The organism is Nonomuraea sp. NPDC049646, assembly GCF_044465525.1.
In the GTDB taxonomy this organism is placed as follows: domain Bacteria; phylum Actinomycetota; class Actinomycetes; order Streptosporangiales; family Streptosporangiaceae; genus Nonomuraea.
The window spans coordinates 189929-203904 of record NZ_JBITLU010000008.1 but is presented as its reverse complement, the minus strand read 5'-3'; the positions used below and the strand labels follow the sequence as shown (position 1 = coordinate 203904).

At 71.8% G+C, this 13976-nt stretch carries 16 protein-coding genes; 9 read left to right on the top strand and 7 right to left on the bottom strand.

What is annotated here, in order from left to right; genetic code table 11:
* Window positions 1-87: 87 nt before the first annotated feature.
* Window positions 88-1200: an ROK family protein gene (locus tag ACIBQ8_RS24935; RefSeq protein WP_397193082.1), complete on the top strand. Its 1113-nt coding sequence runs from the start codon at window positions 88-90 to the stop codon at window positions 1198-1200.
* Window positions 1201-1204: 4 nt separating this feature from the next.
* On the opposite strand, the gene ACIBQ8_RS24930 is transcribed toward ACIBQ8_RS24935, so the two are convergent.
* The gene (locus tag ACIBQ8_RS24930) at window positions 1205-1720 is read right to left on the bottom strand and encodes a DinB family protein (protein ID WP_397172737.1); all 516 of its coding nucleotides are present in this window, start codon (window positions 1718-1720) and stop codon (window positions 1205-1207) included.
* An 89-nt stretch (window positions 1721-1809) separates the two neighbouring features.
* Here ACIBQ8_RS24930 and lysS point away from each other — a divergent pair, with 89 nt between their 5' ends.
* The 4 genes from lysS to ACIBQ8_RS24910 are packed head-to-tail and all read left to right on the top strand — an operon-like array spanning window position 1810 to window position 5730.
* The gene (lysS, locus tag ACIBQ8_RS24925; protein WP_397193081.1) at window positions 1810-3423 is read left to right on the top strand and encodes a lysine--tRNA ligase; all 1614 of its coding nucleotides are present in this window, start codon (window positions 1810-1812) and stop codon (window positions 3421-3423) included.
* Window positions 3420-3959 carry an AAA family ATPase gene (locus ACIBQ8_RS24920; protein ID WP_397172733.1) on the top strand — a complete coding sequence of 180 codons (540 nt, stop codon included), beginning with the start codon at window positions 3420-3422 and terminating at the stop codon, window positions 3957-3959. Before lysS ends, ACIBQ8_RS24920 begins: the two co-directional genes overlap by 4 nt.
* Before the next feature lie 60 nt (window positions 3960-4019).
* Window positions 4020-4748, top strand: a complete 729-nt coding sequence (locus ACIBQ8_RS24915) for a glycosyltransferase family 2 protein (protein ID WP_397172731.1) — start codon at window positions 4020-4022, stop codon at window positions 4746-4748.
* 19 nt (window positions 4749-4767) lie between these two features.
* On the top strand, window positions 4768-5730 hold the full coding sequence (locus ACIBQ8_RS24910) for a ketopantoate reductase family protein (RefSeq protein WP_397193080.1): 963 nt from the start codon (window positions 4768-4770) through the stop codon (window positions 5728-5730).
* On the opposite strand, the gene ACIBQ8_RS24905 is transcribed toward ACIBQ8_RS24910, so the two are convergent.
* Window positions 5705-6232 (bottom strand): DUF6886 family protein, encoded by a 528-nt coding sequence (locus tag ACIBQ8_RS24905; protein WP_397172728.1) that lies wholly within the window; start codon window positions 6230-6232, stop codon window positions 5705-5707. The genes ACIBQ8_RS24910 and ACIBQ8_RS24905 overlap by 26 nt on opposite strands.
* A 74-nt stretch (window positions 6233-6306) precedes the next feature.
* On the opposite strand from ACIBQ8_RS24905, the gene ACIBQ8_RS24900 reads away from it, so the two are divergent.
* Window positions 6307-6783, top strand: a complete 477-nt coding sequence (locus tag ACIBQ8_RS24900) for a hypothetical protein (RefSeq protein ID WP_397193079.1) — start codon at window positions 6307-6309, stop codon at window positions 6781-6783.
* A 2-nt stretch (window positions 6784-6785) separates the two neighbouring features.
* Here the strand turns inward: ACIBQ8_RS24900 and ACIBQ8_RS24895 are convergent, their stop codons facing one another.
* Entirely contained in the window at window positions 6786-7199 is a 414-nt protein-coding gene (locus ACIBQ8_RS24895) for a hypothetical protein (protein ID WP_397172725.1), read from the bottom strand.
* Window positions 7200-7261: 62 nt separating this feature from the next.
* Here ACIBQ8_RS24895 and ACIBQ8_RS24890 point away from each other — a divergent pair, with 62 nt between their 5' ends.
* Window positions 7262-9163, top strand: coding sequence for a nitrate- and nitrite sensing domain-containing protein (locus ACIBQ8_RS24890; protein ID WP_397193078.1), 1902 nt, complete (start codon window positions 7262-7264; stop codon window positions 9161-9163).
* On the opposite strand, the gene ACIBQ8_RS24885 is transcribed toward ACIBQ8_RS24890, so the two are convergent.
* From ACIBQ8_RS24885 to ACIBQ8_RS24870, 4 genes are read right to left on the bottom strand one after another with little or no spacing between them, the layout of a single operon-like run.
* On the bottom strand, window positions 9122-9604 hold the full coding sequence (locus ACIBQ8_RS24885) for an NUDIX domain-containing protein (RefSeq protein ID WP_397193077.1): 483 nt from the start codon (window positions 9602-9604) through the stop codon (window positions 9122-9124). The two genes, ACIBQ8_RS24890 and ACIBQ8_RS24885, sit on opposite strands and share 42 nt — an antisense overlap.
* A gap of 10 nt (window positions 9605-9614) precedes the next feature.
* Window positions 9615-10478, bottom strand: coding sequence for a TolB family protein (locus tag ACIBQ8_RS24880; RefSeq protein WP_397193076.1), 864 nt, complete (start codon window positions 10476-10478; stop codon window positions 9615-9617).
* Window positions 10479-10502: 24 nt separating this feature from the next.
* A complete protein-coding gene (locus ACIBQ8_RS24875) occupies window positions 10503-11240 on the bottom strand; it encodes an MBL fold metallo-hydrolase (RefSeq protein WP_397193075.1) in 738 nt (245 codons plus the stop codon).
* A gap of 10 nt (window positions 11241-11250) precedes the next feature.
* A complete protein-coding gene (locus ACIBQ8_RS24870) occupies window positions 11251-11391 on the bottom strand; it encodes a hypothetical protein (protein WP_352321299.1) in 141 nt (46 codons plus the stop codon).
* A 391-nt stretch (window positions 11392-11782) separates the two neighbouring features.
* Here ACIBQ8_RS24870 and rho point away from each other — a divergent pair, with 391 nt between their 5' ends.
* Window positions 11783-12895 carry a transcription termination factor Rho gene (gene rho, locus ACIBQ8_RS24865; RefSeq protein ID WP_397193074.1) on the top strand — a complete coding sequence of 371 codons (1113 nt, stop codon included), beginning with the start codon at window positions 11783-11785 and terminating at the stop codon, window positions 12893-12895.
* Between the two features lie 20 nt (window positions 12896-12915).
* Window positions 12916-13926: a putative RNA methyltransferase gene (locus ACIBQ8_RS24860; protein ID WP_397193073.1), complete on the top strand. Its 1011-nt coding sequence runs from the start codon at window positions 12916-12918 to the stop codon at window positions 13924-13926.
* The last annotated feature ends 50 nt before the right edge of the window (window positions 13927-13976 follow it).

The window sequence follows — 13976 nt, the reverse complement described above, 5'->3', positions numbered from 1 at the left end:
CTGACGTCCCCTACCTTTAGTCCATAATCTGTACATAATCCTGAGGAGGCATGCATGGTGGCGTCAAGGGGGGTCCGGCATGATTCCATGCGTGCCCGCAATCTGGCCGTGGTACTCCAGGCCGTCCACGGGCACGGCCCGCTCACCAGGGCGGCGCTGGCCGAGCTCACCGGGCTGACCAAGACCACCGTGTCGAGCCTGGTCGCGGCCCTGCTGGAGGCCGGGGCGGTGAGCGAGTCGGGCGCGGTGCGCGACGGCGAGCGCGGGCGGCCAGGCGTGGCCGTGGGGCTGAGCGGGCACCGGGTGGCCGCGCTCGGGCTGGAGGTCAACATCGACTATCTGGCCGCCTGCGTGGTCGACCTGACCCGGTCCGTACGCCTGCGCCGCACCCGCCCGGCCGACAACCGCGGCTCCGACCCGGCCGACGTGCTGCAACTGCTGCGCGACCTGGTGAAGGAGGTCGTCGCGGAGGCCGAGGCGGCCGGGCTGCGGATCATCGGCGCCGCCCTGGCCGTGCCCGGCACGGTCGAGGACGGCCTGCTGCGCAACGCCCCCCACCTGGGCTGGCGCGACGTACGGGTGGCCGACCTGCTCGACCTGCCGTGCGCGGTCGACAACGAGGCGAACCTGGCGGCGCTGGGCGAGCTGTGGTTCGGCTCGCGGGCGACGGACTTCCTCTACGTCTCCGGCGAGATCGGCGTCGGCGCCGGGCTGGTCGTGGACGGGACCGTGTTCCGGGGGACGTACGGGCTGGCCGGCGAGCTGGGCCACGTCGTCGTGACCCCCGACGGCCCCGCCTGCCGCTGCGGCGGCCGCGGCTGCCTGGAGGTGTACGCGGGCCAGGACGCCCTGCTCGGCGACCTGGACTCGATCGCCGCCCTGTCCGACGCGCTGGCCGCAGGCGACCGGCGCGCGCTGACCGCCTGCGCGCGGGCCGGAGAAGCGCTCGGGGTGGCGCTCACGTCGGCCGTGCACCTGATGGATCCCGGAAGGATCGTGCTCGGCGGCGTCTTCGCCCCGCTGTTCCCCTGGCTGGAGGCCCCGGCCCGGGACGTGCTGGCGGCCCGGCTGGGGCAGATGCGCGGCACGCCGCCCGCCCTGGTCGTCTCGGCCAACGGCGCCGACGCGGCGGTGCTGGGGGCGGCCGGGCTGATCATCCAGCGGATCGTCGCCGACCCGGCGGACGTGCTGGGCGCGTGAGGGGTCAGTAGTAGCCCTTGCTCCCGTCGACCAGCTCTCGGACGATGTCGAGGTGGCCGGCATGCCTGGCGGTCTCCTCGACCATGTGCATCAGCACCCAGCGCAGCGAGGACGCCGCCGACCGGAAGTCGGGGTGCTTGCCGACGTCGTCGAGCGAGTGGGCGGCGACGATCTCGTTGGAGCGCTCGCACTGCTTGGCGTAGTCGTCGAGTAGCTGGGCCAGCGTGACGCCCTCGACCAGCATGTCGGCGTCTTCGGGCTCGTCCTGGAACTGCGGGTTGCCCTCGGCGGTGCCGCCCAGGAAGAGCACCTCGAACCAGCAGTGCTCCGTCCAGCGCATGTGGGAGACCAGGCCGGCCACCGTCATCAGGGGCGAGGTCGGCAGCACCGGCCGGTGGGCGTCGGCCTCGGCCAGCCCCTCGCACTTCCAGTGGACGATCGCGCGCTGCATGTCCAGCCAGCCGACGAGCTGGGTACGTTCGTCGGCCACGAAGGGCGGACGTACACGGGGTGGCGTCATGCGCGGGAGGCTACTGGAGGGCTCATCGGTGACGCACCGGATTTTCGGCTGGTTCGCGTATGACCCGGGCGAGCCGCGACAATGGCTCGATGGCGGAAAGTGCAGAGGCCGACTGGGTCTCCAGGTTCGCGGACGAGGTGATCTCCGAGGCGGAGCGTCGCGCCCCGGGCAAACCGATCGTCTGCGCCTCCGGGCTCAGCCCCTCGGGCCCCATCCACCTGGGCAACCTGCGCGAGGTCATGACCCCCCACCTCGTCGCCGACGAGATCAGGCGGCGCGGCCTCGACTGCGTGCACCTGCTGTCCTGGGACGACTACGACCGTTTCCGCAGGGTGCCCGCGGGCGTCGACCCGTCCTGGGCCGAGCACATCGGCAAACCGCTGACCTCGGTGCCCGCCCCGCCGGGCAGCCCGTACGCCAACTGGGCCGAGCACTTCAAGGCGCCGATGACCGCCGCGCTGGCCGAGCTGGGCGTCGACTACCGGGGCATCAGCCAGACCGAGCAGTACACCTCGGGCGCCTACCGGGAGCAGATCCTGCTGGCCGTGCGCGAGCGGTCGCGGATCGACGCGATCCTGGCGGCGTACCGGACCAAGGACGGCGGCCGGGAGGTGGCGGACTACTTCCCGTACAAGCCGTACTGCGAGCTGTGCGAGCGCGACCTGACGAAGGTCACCGCGTACGACGACCAGACGACCGAGCTGGCCTACACCTGCGAGTGCGGGTTCGGCGAGACCGTGCGCCTGGCCGAGCACGACCGCGGCAAGCTGGTGTGGAAGGTCGACTGGCCGATGCGGTGGGCACACGAGGGCGTGGTCTTCGAGCCGTCGGGCGTCGACCACCACTCCCCCGGCTCGGCCTGGATCGTCGGCGGCCAGATCGTCGGCGAGGTGTTCGGCGGCGAGCAGCCGATCGGCCCGATGTACGCCTTCGTCGGCATCACCGGCATGGCCAAGATGAGCAGCTCCAAGGGCGACGTGCCGACCCCGGCCGACGCCCTGGGGATCATGGAGGCGCCCGTGCTGCGCTGGCTGTACGCCCGCCGCAAGCCCGCCCAGTCCTTCAAGATCGCCTTCGACCAGGAGATCCAGCGCCTCTACGACGAGTGGGACGCCCTGGCCCGCAAGGTCGCCGCCGGCCAGGCCCAGCCCGCCGAGCTGGCCGCCCACGCCCGCGCCGTGGGCACCGCCGCCGGGCCGCTGCCGGCCACGCCGGTCCCGGTGCCCTACCGCACGCTGGCCTCCGTCCTCGACATCACCACCGGCCACGACGAGCAGGCGCTGCGCATCCTGCGCGACCTCGACGCCGTCGGCGAGCTCGACCAGGCCCGCCCCCGGCTCGACCGGGCACAGCGCTGGGTGGCCGACCACCTGCCCGCCGACCAGCGCACCCGCGTGCGCGAGACGCCCGACCAGGAGCTGCTCGACTCCCTCGGCCAGACCGAGCGCGAGTCGTTGCGCCTGCTGGCCGACGGCCTCGACGACTGGACGCTCGACGGCCTCACCAGCCTGGTCTACGGCGTGCCGAAGCTCCAGGCCGGCCTTGACGCCGACGCCAAGCCCACGCCGGAGCTGAAGGCGGCCCAGCGGGCGTTCTTCGTCCTGCTCTACCGGCTGCTGGTGGGCCGCGACACCGGGCCGCGGCTGCCCACGCTGATCATGGCGGTGGGCGCCGACCGGGTGCGGAAGCTGGTCGGCGGGTGAACGGCGTCGTCCTGGTCACCGGGATCTCGGCCGCGGGCAAGTCCACGGTCGCCCAGGCGCTGGCCGAGCGCCTGCCGCGGTCGGCCCACGTCCGGGGCGACACCTTCCGCCGCATGGTCGTGGGCGGCCGGGCCGAGATGACGCCCGGGTCGGAGGAGGAGGCGGCGCGCCAGTTGCACCTGCGCTACCGCCACGCGGCCCAGACGGCGGACTTGTATTTCGACGCCGGATTTACAGCAATTGTGCAAGATGTGGTTCTTGGGGAGGACTTGGAGCGGTTCACCCGGTGGATCCGCACCCGTCCGCTCAGGGTGGTCGTGCTCGCCCCCGACGCCGCCGCCGTCGAGCGCCGCGAGCGCGAACGCGCCAAGACCGGCTACGGCGCCTGGACGATCGCCCAGCTCGACGCCGCCCTGCGGGCCGGGACGCCGCGCATCGGCCTGTGGCTGGACACCTCCGCCCAGTCCCCCGCCGAGACCGTCGAGGAGATCCTCGCGCGGGCGGACGAGGCATTGGTCGGTGGAGATCGCATATAAGTAGGATCACTGCAAGGCAGTGTCAAGTGGGCTGCATGTGTGCAGGTGCACCTTGTACCCATGAACAAGCAGCCCTTCGCCGCCAGTGTCAGTGTCATCGTCCCCGCGATGAACGAAGCCGAGAACCTTCCCCACGTCTTCGCCACGCTGCCCGACTGGATCGACGAGGTGATCCTGGTCGACGGCAACTCGACCGACGACACCATCGCCGTCGCGCGCAGGCTGCGCCCCGACCTCCGGGTCGTCGTGCAGAGCCGGCGCGGCAAGGGCAACGCCCTCATCGAGGGCTTCCAGGCCGCCCGTGGCGACATCATCGTCATGATCGACGCCGACGGTTCCACCGACGGCAAGGAGATCCGCTCGTTCGTCGAGACCCTCATCGACGGCGCCGACTTCGCCAAGGGCTCCCGGTACGCCCCCGGCGGCGGCTCCGACGACCTCAGCCCCATCCGGTCGCTGGGCAACAAGTTCCTCACCGGCCTGACCAACATGCTGTACGGCACCCGCTTCACCGACCTGTGCTACGGCTACAACGCCTTCTGGCGCGACCACCTGGACGTCATGGAGCTCGACTGCGACGGCTTCGAGATCGAGACCCTCATGAACGTCCGGGCCGCCCAGGCCGGCCTGGTCATCCACGAGGTGCCCAGCCACGAGCGCTCCCGGATCCACGGCGCGAGCAACCTGCACGCGGTGCGCGACGGCTGGCGCGTGCTGAAGACGATCATGCGCGAGCGGACGCGCGGGACCGCTCTCATGCCGCAGACCGAGGTGGCGCTCGCCAAGTAAGAAGTGACATTCTCGGACAGTGCGCTACATAGTGATCGGAGCAGGAGCAGTCGGCGGCACCATCGGCGCCCGCCTCCACCAGGGCGGGCACGAGGTCGTGCTCGTCGCGAGAGGCGCGCACCGCGAGGCGCTCGAACGTGACGGACTCCGCCTGATCACCCCCGATTCCGACGAGACCCTGCGCATCCCCACCGCCTCCGGCCCGATCCCCACCCGCGACGACGACGTGCTGATCCTGGCCACCAAGTCCCAGGACACCCTGGCCGCCCTCGATCCCTGGCCGACGGACCTGCCGGTCGTGTGCGCGCAGAACGGCGTGGCCAACGAGCGCACCGTCCTGCGCAGGTCCGAGCGGGTCTACGGCATGTGCGTGTGGCTGCCGTCCCAGCACCTCGAACCCGGCGTCGTGGCCGCCTACGGCCACCCGTACTCGGGCCTGCTGCACGTCGGGCGCTATCCCCAGGGTGTGGACGACCTCGCCGGGCAGATCGCCGACGACCTCGGCAAACACGGCCTCCTCGCCCGCGCCACCCCCGACGTCATGCGCTGGAAGCACGGCAAGCTGCTCAACAACCTCGGCAACGCCGTCGAGGCCCTCGTCGGGCACGCCGACGGCATGGCCGAGCTCGCCGACCGGGCCCGCGCCGAGGCCGTCGGCGTGTTCGAGCACGCGGGCATCCCCTACTCCACCGCCGAGGACGAGCGCCGGGTCCGCGGCCACCAGGTGGACGTCGTCCCGATCGAAGGCGTCCGGCGTGGCGGCGGGTCGTCCTGGCAGAGCCTGGCCAGGGGCAGCGGCTCGATCGAGGCCGACTACCTCAACGGCGAGATCGTCCTGCTCGGCCGCGAGCACGGCGTGCCCACGCCGGTCAACGAAGTGCTGCGCCGCGAGGCCAACCGGGTCGCCCGCGAGAAGCTGCCGCCCGCCTCGATGCCGGTGGCCGAGCTGACAGCGCTCATCGACGCGCGTTCCGCAGCCTGATCCCGCTGAAGCACATGCTGCTGCCGGTCACCTCGTGCCAGAACGGCCACAGGTTGTCCAGCACGCGCAACTGGATCCCGGCCTGCTCGTGCAGCTCGAACAGGTCGCCCACCGGCTCCGGCGGGCCGATCGGCACGACCGGCTCCCTCGACACCACGGCGTGCGGGGGGTCGCCGATCGGCGCGAACCCGGCCGCGGGCAGGCGGTAGGCGAACAGGCGGACGTCCATGATGGCCTTGAGCCAGGCGTACTCGACGGCGTGCACCCGGTCGCCGCAGCCCGCGCCGGCGATCCTGGCCACGTCCTCGTCGGTGGTGTCCGGCCCGCGCCAGGCCATCGCCCGCGGGCAGGCGCGCGGGAACCAGTAATCGGGGCAGCGGTCGTGGCCGACCGCCCACACGTACGGCTCGCCGAGCGAGGACGTCTGCGCGACATGGGGCACGAACCGCTCGATGGTCGGGTCCTCGGAGAAGTGCAGCACCTGGCCGGGCTCGGGTCTCATACCCGCCATCATGCGCATACCCCGTCCTCGTCAGGGCAGAAGAAACGCGCTCTGACGACAAGGGGTGAGTTCGGATGGTCTTATTGGGTCTGATCCTGGTCCTGCTCGCCGGCGGCGCCGTCGCCTTGGTGGCGACGGAGGAGAGCTCCAGGTACATCCTGTTCGGCAACACCTACCAGCTCGACCACGTCCAGATGTTCATCGCCGGAGCGGTCGTCGCGGCCGCCCTGCTGGCGGGGATCTGGCTGATCGGCGCCGGGTCGCGCAGGACCGCCAGGAAGCGCCGCAGGCTGCGGGCCGCCCGCGCCGAGGCGTCCGACCGGGTCTCCCGCCTGGAGGACGAGAAGCGCGACCTCGAACGGCGGCTCGAACGCGACCGCAACCGCGCCGCGCGCGACGGCGCGACGGTCGGCGCCACGGACAGCGCCACAGACGGCGTGACGGACGGGCGCGTCGCGCACGAACGGGTCGCGAGCGAGCGAGCCGCGCACGAACGAGTGGACGGCGACCGGCTGGTGGCCGGCGGCCGCCCCGACGACACCAGGCCGTGAGCTCATGGGCGCGAGGGCAGCAGCTTGCCCTCGCGCCAGAGCGCGAACCCCGTGACCAGCGCTCCCACGCCTTCCCAGAGCCCCACGCCGAAGAACTCGCCCGGCGCCGCCCCCGTCAGCACCAGCGTCGTGAACACCGCGAACGTCACCAGCCGGAACGGCACGGTCCACCGGAAGAACGGCGTGTAGTCGGCGGATGCCGCGAAAACGTAATACACCCCCATGTTCACCGCCGCCATCGACGAAGCCGCCATGTAGACCAGCGTGTAGTCGCCGGACGGGCGTACGTCGAGCACCTCGAAACCCAGCAGGACCAGCAGGGAGTTCGGCGACAGCAGCCCCACGAGCCCGAGGGCGAGGGCGAGCACGCCGAAGACGCCGATGGTCCAACCGGCGGTGGAACGCGGAAGACGCACAGAAATCCTTCCAAAGGGGGGTGTAATCTGCGAGGCGATCTCATCATGCACCCGGAGGTCGCATGCCCCCCACGCGTGGCCGTCCCATTGCTCTGAAGCTCCTGATCCTCCTGCTCGTGCCGCTGCTGTCCCTGGTCGGGCTGTGGGCGTTCGCGGCGGGCCTGACCGGCGGCGACGGCCTGCGCCTGCTGGAGATCAACAAGCTGGCCTCCAACCTGGCCACCCCGTCGGAGCGCATCAACGCCGAGCTCCAGGACGAGCGGCTGGCCTCGGTCGAGTTCCTGGCCACCCACCGCGGCGCGGACAAGCTGGCCAGGCAGCGCGGGCAGACCGACCGGGCCGTGGCGGCCTTCCGCAAGCTGGCCAGGGACCAGCGCGGGATGTCACCCGAGATGCGCACCCAGCTCGACGCCCTCAACGCCAAGCTCGACCTGCTGTCCGGCATCCGCGCCGAGGTGGACGGCGGCACGGTCGCGCCGCTGGCCGTGATCGACGGCTACAGCCAGATCGTGGACGCCTCCTTCCGCATGTACGACGCGATGGTGCTGGTTCCCGACATGTCGCTGTACCGGCAGGCCCGGGCCGTCACCATGCTCGGCGAGGCCAAGGACCTGGTCTCCCGCGAGCGCGCGATGATCGTCGTGGTGCTGGCCAGAGGGCGGGTCGAGGCCGTCGAGCGGGAGGCGTTCACCGGGATGGTGGCGACCCGGCGGCTGCTGTACTCGCAGGCGCTCTCGCACCTGGACGGCGGCCTGCGCGGCCCGTACGAGCAGCTGGCCACCTCGCCCGTCTACAAGGAGTTCCTCGACGCCGAGGACGCCATCCGCGGCCAGGCCGCGATGAACGGCCTGCCCGCCACCGCCGCCACCTGGGAGATCGACGGCCAGAACCTGTGGGCCGTACTCGAACGCGACCAGGGCCAGGCCGTGGAGGGCATCGTGGCCCGGGTGACGCCGGCCGCCGGCACCATCCTGATCAAGATCGGCGTCGCCGGCGGCGTGGGCCTGCTCGCCGTGCTCGCCTCGATCCTGCTGTCGCTGCGCTTCCGCCGGCGACTGGTCCGCGAGCTGGCCGGGCTGCGCGACGCGGCCACCGAACTGGCCGAGGTGCGGCTGACCGGGCTGATCGAGCGGCTGCGCACGAACACCCGGCCGCCCACGGCCGCCGAGGTCGCGCCGCTGGAGGTCAGGACGGAGACCGCCGAGGTCGCCGACATCGTGCGGGCCTTCAACCACGTGCAGTCCACGGCCGTGGAGGCCGCCGTCGACCAGGCGAGGCTGCGGCACGGCGTCAGCCAGGTCTTCGTGAACCTGGCCCGGCGCAACCAGTCGCTGCTGCACCGCCAGCTGCTCCAGCTCGACAGCATGGAGCGGGCCACCGAGGAGCCCGACCTGCTGGCCGACCTGTTCAAGCTGGACCACCTCACCACCCGCATGCGCAGGCACGCCGAGAGCCTGATCATCCTGTCCGACCAGGCCCCCGGCCGCGGCTGGCGCAACCCGGTGGCCATCCTCGACGTGCTGCGCGCGGCCGTCGCGGAGGTGGAGGAGTACGAGCGCGTCGAGATCCTGCCGCCGCCGCAGGCCGCGCTGCTCGGCGCGACCGTCACGGACGTGGCCCACCTGCTGGCCGAGCTGGTCGAGAACGCCACCCTCTTCTCACCCCCGCAGACCAGGGTGGACGTGCGCAGTTCCAGCACCCCGAACGGCCTGATGATCGAGATCGAGGACCGCGGCCTCGGCCTGCCCCGCGTCGAGCTGGACGAGCTCAACGAGCGGCTGGCCAAGATGCCGGAGTTCGACCTGGCGCAGAGCGACCGGCTTGGCCTGTTCGTGGTCGGCCGGCTGGCCGCCCGTCACGACATCAAGGTCACCCTCGCGCCCTCGCCGTACGGCGGCCTGACCGCGATGGTCTTCCTGCCCTCAGCCCTCCTGGCCGACCAGCCGGTCCTCGCCGGGAGCTAGGTAGGCCGTCCCGCCCGAGGCCCGCGCCCGCGCGGCCGCCAGCAGCCGCCGGTGGCCGTGGGCGGGCAGCAGGCGGGCGGCCTCCTCGTGGGTGTAGAAGCCGTGGTCGTCCAGCTCCTCGGCCTGCAAGGTGATCACCGTCCCGGACGGCAGCTCGCCGCAGTCGAACAGGAAGTTGACCATCGCGTACGGCACGTAGGCCAGGCCGTCGACCCAGCTCACGGCGAGCAGCCTGCCGACCTCCAGCACCAGGCCGAGCTCCTCGGCCACCTCCCTGGCGCACGCCTGGGCCGGGTGCTCGCCCGCGTCGATGATGCCGCCGGGGAAGGACCAGTGGTCGCGGTAGTTGGGCTTGACGAGCAGGGCCCGGCCCCGCTCGTCGGTGATGTAGGCCGCTGCCCCGGTGACGACCCGGTTGACGGTGGACCAGAAATCGTTCACCGGGCCAACGTTACGGCAGCACCTGGAGCAGCGCCTGGGTCCTGGCCCTGGCCGGTTCCTCGATCCGCCGGCTCTCCTTGGCCGCCGCGTCCAGCACGACCAGCGTGTTGTGCGCGGCGCCCGCCACGCGGACCACCAGCCGCCCGTCGGCCAGGTAGAACGCGCCGATCAGGCGGCCCTTGACGGCCGGGGTGAGGGTGCGGCCCGACACCAGATCGACCACGGCCGGTTTGAAGGCCGACGGCCAGCTCCCGTCGCCGAGCGCGGCGGGGTCGGCGGGGACCGCGACGACCGCGTTGCGGCCGTTCGGCGACAGGCTCTGCACGTGGGTGACCAGCTTGACGCCCTTGGCCCTGGCGGCCTTCCCGGTCCTGACGTCGAGCCGGTAGACGGCGTCGGCCTCGCCGGTGTAGCCCGCGAGGTAGCGGCCGCCCGCCGCCCACGCCAGATGGCACACGCCCTTGGACGTGCCCAGCCTGCGCCTGCCGGTGCCGTCGGCCTTGACCGCCATGACGGTCTCGCCCTTGCCGACGTAGGCGATCTGCGTCGAGTCGGGCGACCAGACGGGCGTCAGGCACGGCGTGCCGCCCTGGAGCTTCGTGGCCGCGGTGACGGTCTTGGCGCCGTCCTTGACCTGGAGGTTGCCGCCGTCGGTCACCCAGGCGGCCTTCCTGCCGTCCGGCGAGACGGCGAACTGCGGCAGCGCGCCGATCTCGGCGAGGGTGCTCCACTTCCCGCCTTCGTAGCGGGCGAGCCGGTGGCCGTCGGCGTAGACGGCGGCGCCCGAGAGCTCGGGCGCGGTGGCCGCCGTCGCCGGGGCGGGGGCCAGCAGTGCGGCTCCGAGGGCGACCCCGGCCACAACACGAATCTTCATGACAGCCAATGGTGCCGTAACGGATCAAAGACGCATGAACGGCTCGCTGAAGTGGGCGGTGGCGATCGTCGCCCGCTCGGCCCGCAGCGCCGCCAGGACCTCGATCCGCGTGCGCGCGGCCGTCTCCTGGTCGTCGTCGTAGGCGTAGTGGATGCCCGGGTCGGCCAGTTGCACCGGGTGGAGCACGAGGTCGCCCGTGACGGCCAGGTCGCCGACCCTGACGATCTGGTGGCCGGGGGTGTGGCCGGGCGTGTGCTGGACGTGGACGCCCGGCGCGATCTCGGCCTGCCCCTCGACGACGTGGAGCTGGTCCTTGAGCGAGGTCAGCAGGTCGGACATGGCTCCGGAGGCCGCGTCCACCTCGGCCCGCTGGAGCACGTGGCGCGCGTTCTCGAACACCGGCCGGCCGCCGGCGACCGCGCCGCTCGCGTGGTCGCTGTGCAGGTGGGTGAGGACGACGGTGCCGATGTCGGCGGGCGTGACGCCCACCGCAGCCAGCTCGTCCGTCAGGACGCCGGGCACGGGCGCCCAGCCGGCCGCCGGGGAGTCCTCCCCGCCGATGCCGGTGTCGACGAGGGTGAGGCGGCCTGCGCCGTCACGCAGCAGGTAGCAGTGGAAGTGCAGGACCCACGGATCGTCCGCCGGGCCGGATCCGGGGAACATCTCGGCGAGCGGGAGGCGGATCGCGGGGCCCATCGGGCCCACCGCGTCGCAGAGCGGCGTCACCTCGACGCCGGAGACGGTGATGGGGCTGTGCTTCATCCCGCCTAGGTTAGGCGGCGACGGGCTGCCGCGGAACGTACTCGTTCTCCAGGTCGGCGGCGTAGACGGCGCGGCAGCAGTGGGCGCACCGGTACATGATCGGGCCCTCGTCGAGCGTGTGCTGGCACTGCGGGCAGTGGACGGTGTTCATGGTGTTCCCCCAAGGAGCTCGGATGTGTCCATGGAACCCCCGCCGAGTTGCAGGGGTCCTGCATGTCACTTGACACGGTGCCGCTGCGCTGATGGGGGTTTGTGTGCCTTCGTCGCACCGCCGGCCGGGCGTCTTCCTCACGGCGTGGTGCGATGAAGAACATTGTCACGCGTACGGGCCGGGACACGCGGCAGAACACACCAGAACCGTCCGGGAATAGTCCAAGAGGGCTAGGCGTTTGATGGGGCGGAACGTGTGGTATCTTCCCCACAAGCGTTGAGCTTCCGCTCCGCTCGTTTTCCTCGTAAGCCCCGCCCAGGTTCGCCGGGCCCGGCTTCTTCATCGAACTCGCCGATCTCTGGTCGGCGCATCTCCCCCAAAGGGGCTCATCATGTCTGTTCACACCATTCCGCAACAGCGTGCGGAAACGCCCGCGGGGCAGGTGAGCGGCCTCCTCGACGTGCAGGAGAAGTCCGCCTTCATCCGCGCGGCACACCTTCCAGGGCCGGGCGACGTACGCATGCCCGCCGAGCGGGTCAGGCAGCTCGGGCTGCGGCGCGGCGACCACGTCGTGGCCACCGTGGCCGGGAGCAGGCTGGCCGGCGTCCAGTCCGTCAACGGCCTGACCGAGTGGCGGGAGCGGCCGCGGTTCGAGGAGCTGACGCCCGTCCACCCGGACGAGCGGCTGGTCATCGAGGCCGGGTCGCTCAGCACCCGGGTCATCGACCTGGTCGCGCCCATCGGCAAGGGGCAGCGCGGTCTCATCGTGGCGCCGCCCAAGGCCGGCAAGACGATGGTGCTGCAGGCGCTGGCCGCCGCGGTCACCCGCAACCATCCCGAGGTCCACCTCATGGTCGTGCTCGTGGGCGAGCGGCCCGAGGAGGTGACCGAGATGCGGGCCTCCGTCCAGGGCGAGATCTTCGCCTCCACCTTCGACCACCCCGACCGCGACCACGCCGCCGTCGCCGAGCTGGCCCTCGAACGCGCCAAGCGCCTGGTGGAGGGCGGCCGCGACGTCGTGCTGCTGCTCGACTCGCTGACCCGGCTCGGCCGGGCCTACAACAACCTCGCGCCCGGCGGCGGCCGGGTGCTCACCGGCGGCATCGACGCCCGCGCCCTCTACCCGCCCAAGCGCTTCTTCGGCGCGGCGCGCAACGTCGAGGGCGGCGGCTCGCTGACCATCCTCGCCAGCGCCCTGGTGGACACCGGCTCCCGCATGGACAACAGCCTGTACGAGGAGTTCAAGGGCACCGGCAACATGGAGCTCCACCTCGCCCGCGACCTGGCCGAGCGCCGCCTGTTCCCGGCGGTCGACCTGGAGGCCTCCGGCACCAGGCGCGAGGAGATGCTGCTGCACCCGCAGGAGCTTCAGGTGATCTGGCGGCTGCGCCGCACGCTGGCCGGGCTGGACCGGCAGCAGGCCCTGGAGACGCTCGTCGGCAAGCTGCGCACGACGCCGTCCAACGCCGCGTTCCTGCTGGAGGCGCTGCGCGCGGCGGCGTGAGGCCGCTGGAGAATGGGCGCATGCTGGCCGACATCGTCGAACACCTGATCTGCCCCGTCTGCCACGCGGACGTGGAGCTCGCCGACGGCGCCCTGCGGTGCGCGCGGGGGCACTCCTTCGACGTGGCCAAGCAGGGGTACGTCAGCCTGCTCACCGGGTCACGCCCGCCCGGCACCGCCGACAGCCCCGCGATGGTGGCCGCGCGGGCCGAGTTCCTGGCGGCCGGTCACTATGCCCCGCTGGCGCAGGCGCTGGCGGAAACCGTACGCGTACGGGTGGCGGCCGGAGAAAAACGTGAATCTTCTACTGAATCGAATGACGAAACCGGGCCGAGAGCGTACGGTGGGGCGGGAGTGGAGGCCGGTCCGCAAGATGGGCCGGTGACCGTCGAGGGTCTCGGCGCGGCGGGCAGGGTCGCACCGCTGATCGTCGACGCCGGCACGGGCACCGGGCACTACCTGGCGGCCGTGCTCAATGCGGTGGACGATGGCATCGGGATGGCGTTCGACGTGTCCAAGCACGCCGTACGGCGGGCGGCGCGGGCGCATCCGAGGCTGGGGGCGTTCGTGGCGGACGTGTGGCGGCCGCTCCCGATCCGGCATGGGGTGGCCGATGTGGTGATCGATGTGTTCGCGCCCAGGAACGGGCCCGAGTTCCGGCGGATCCTGCGCCCTGGAGGGGCCGCGGTCGTCGCGACCCCCGCGGCGGCGCACCTGAGCCCGCTGGTCGAGGAGCTGGGGCTGCTCTCGGTGGACGAGGAGAAGGATCGCCGGGTCGCCCGCAGCATGCAGGGGTTCGCCCAGGCCGGGCGGCGCACGATCGAGTTCGACATGGAGCTCGGGCCGGACGAGCTGGTTCAGGTCGTCGGAATGGGCCCGAGCGCGTGGCACACTGATTCCGCCGAGCTGGCCGGTCGCATATCCAGTTATTTCCGGCGGCATGCCAAGAATGGCCAGAATAAAGTTACGGTCAGAGCCGCGTTTCACCTGTCTATCTTCGAGCCTGAGCCCCGTTCAAGACCTGTTCCTTGACGGGCATCTGCGACTGGTGTTACTGATGGGGTATTTAGTCCGAAATTCCC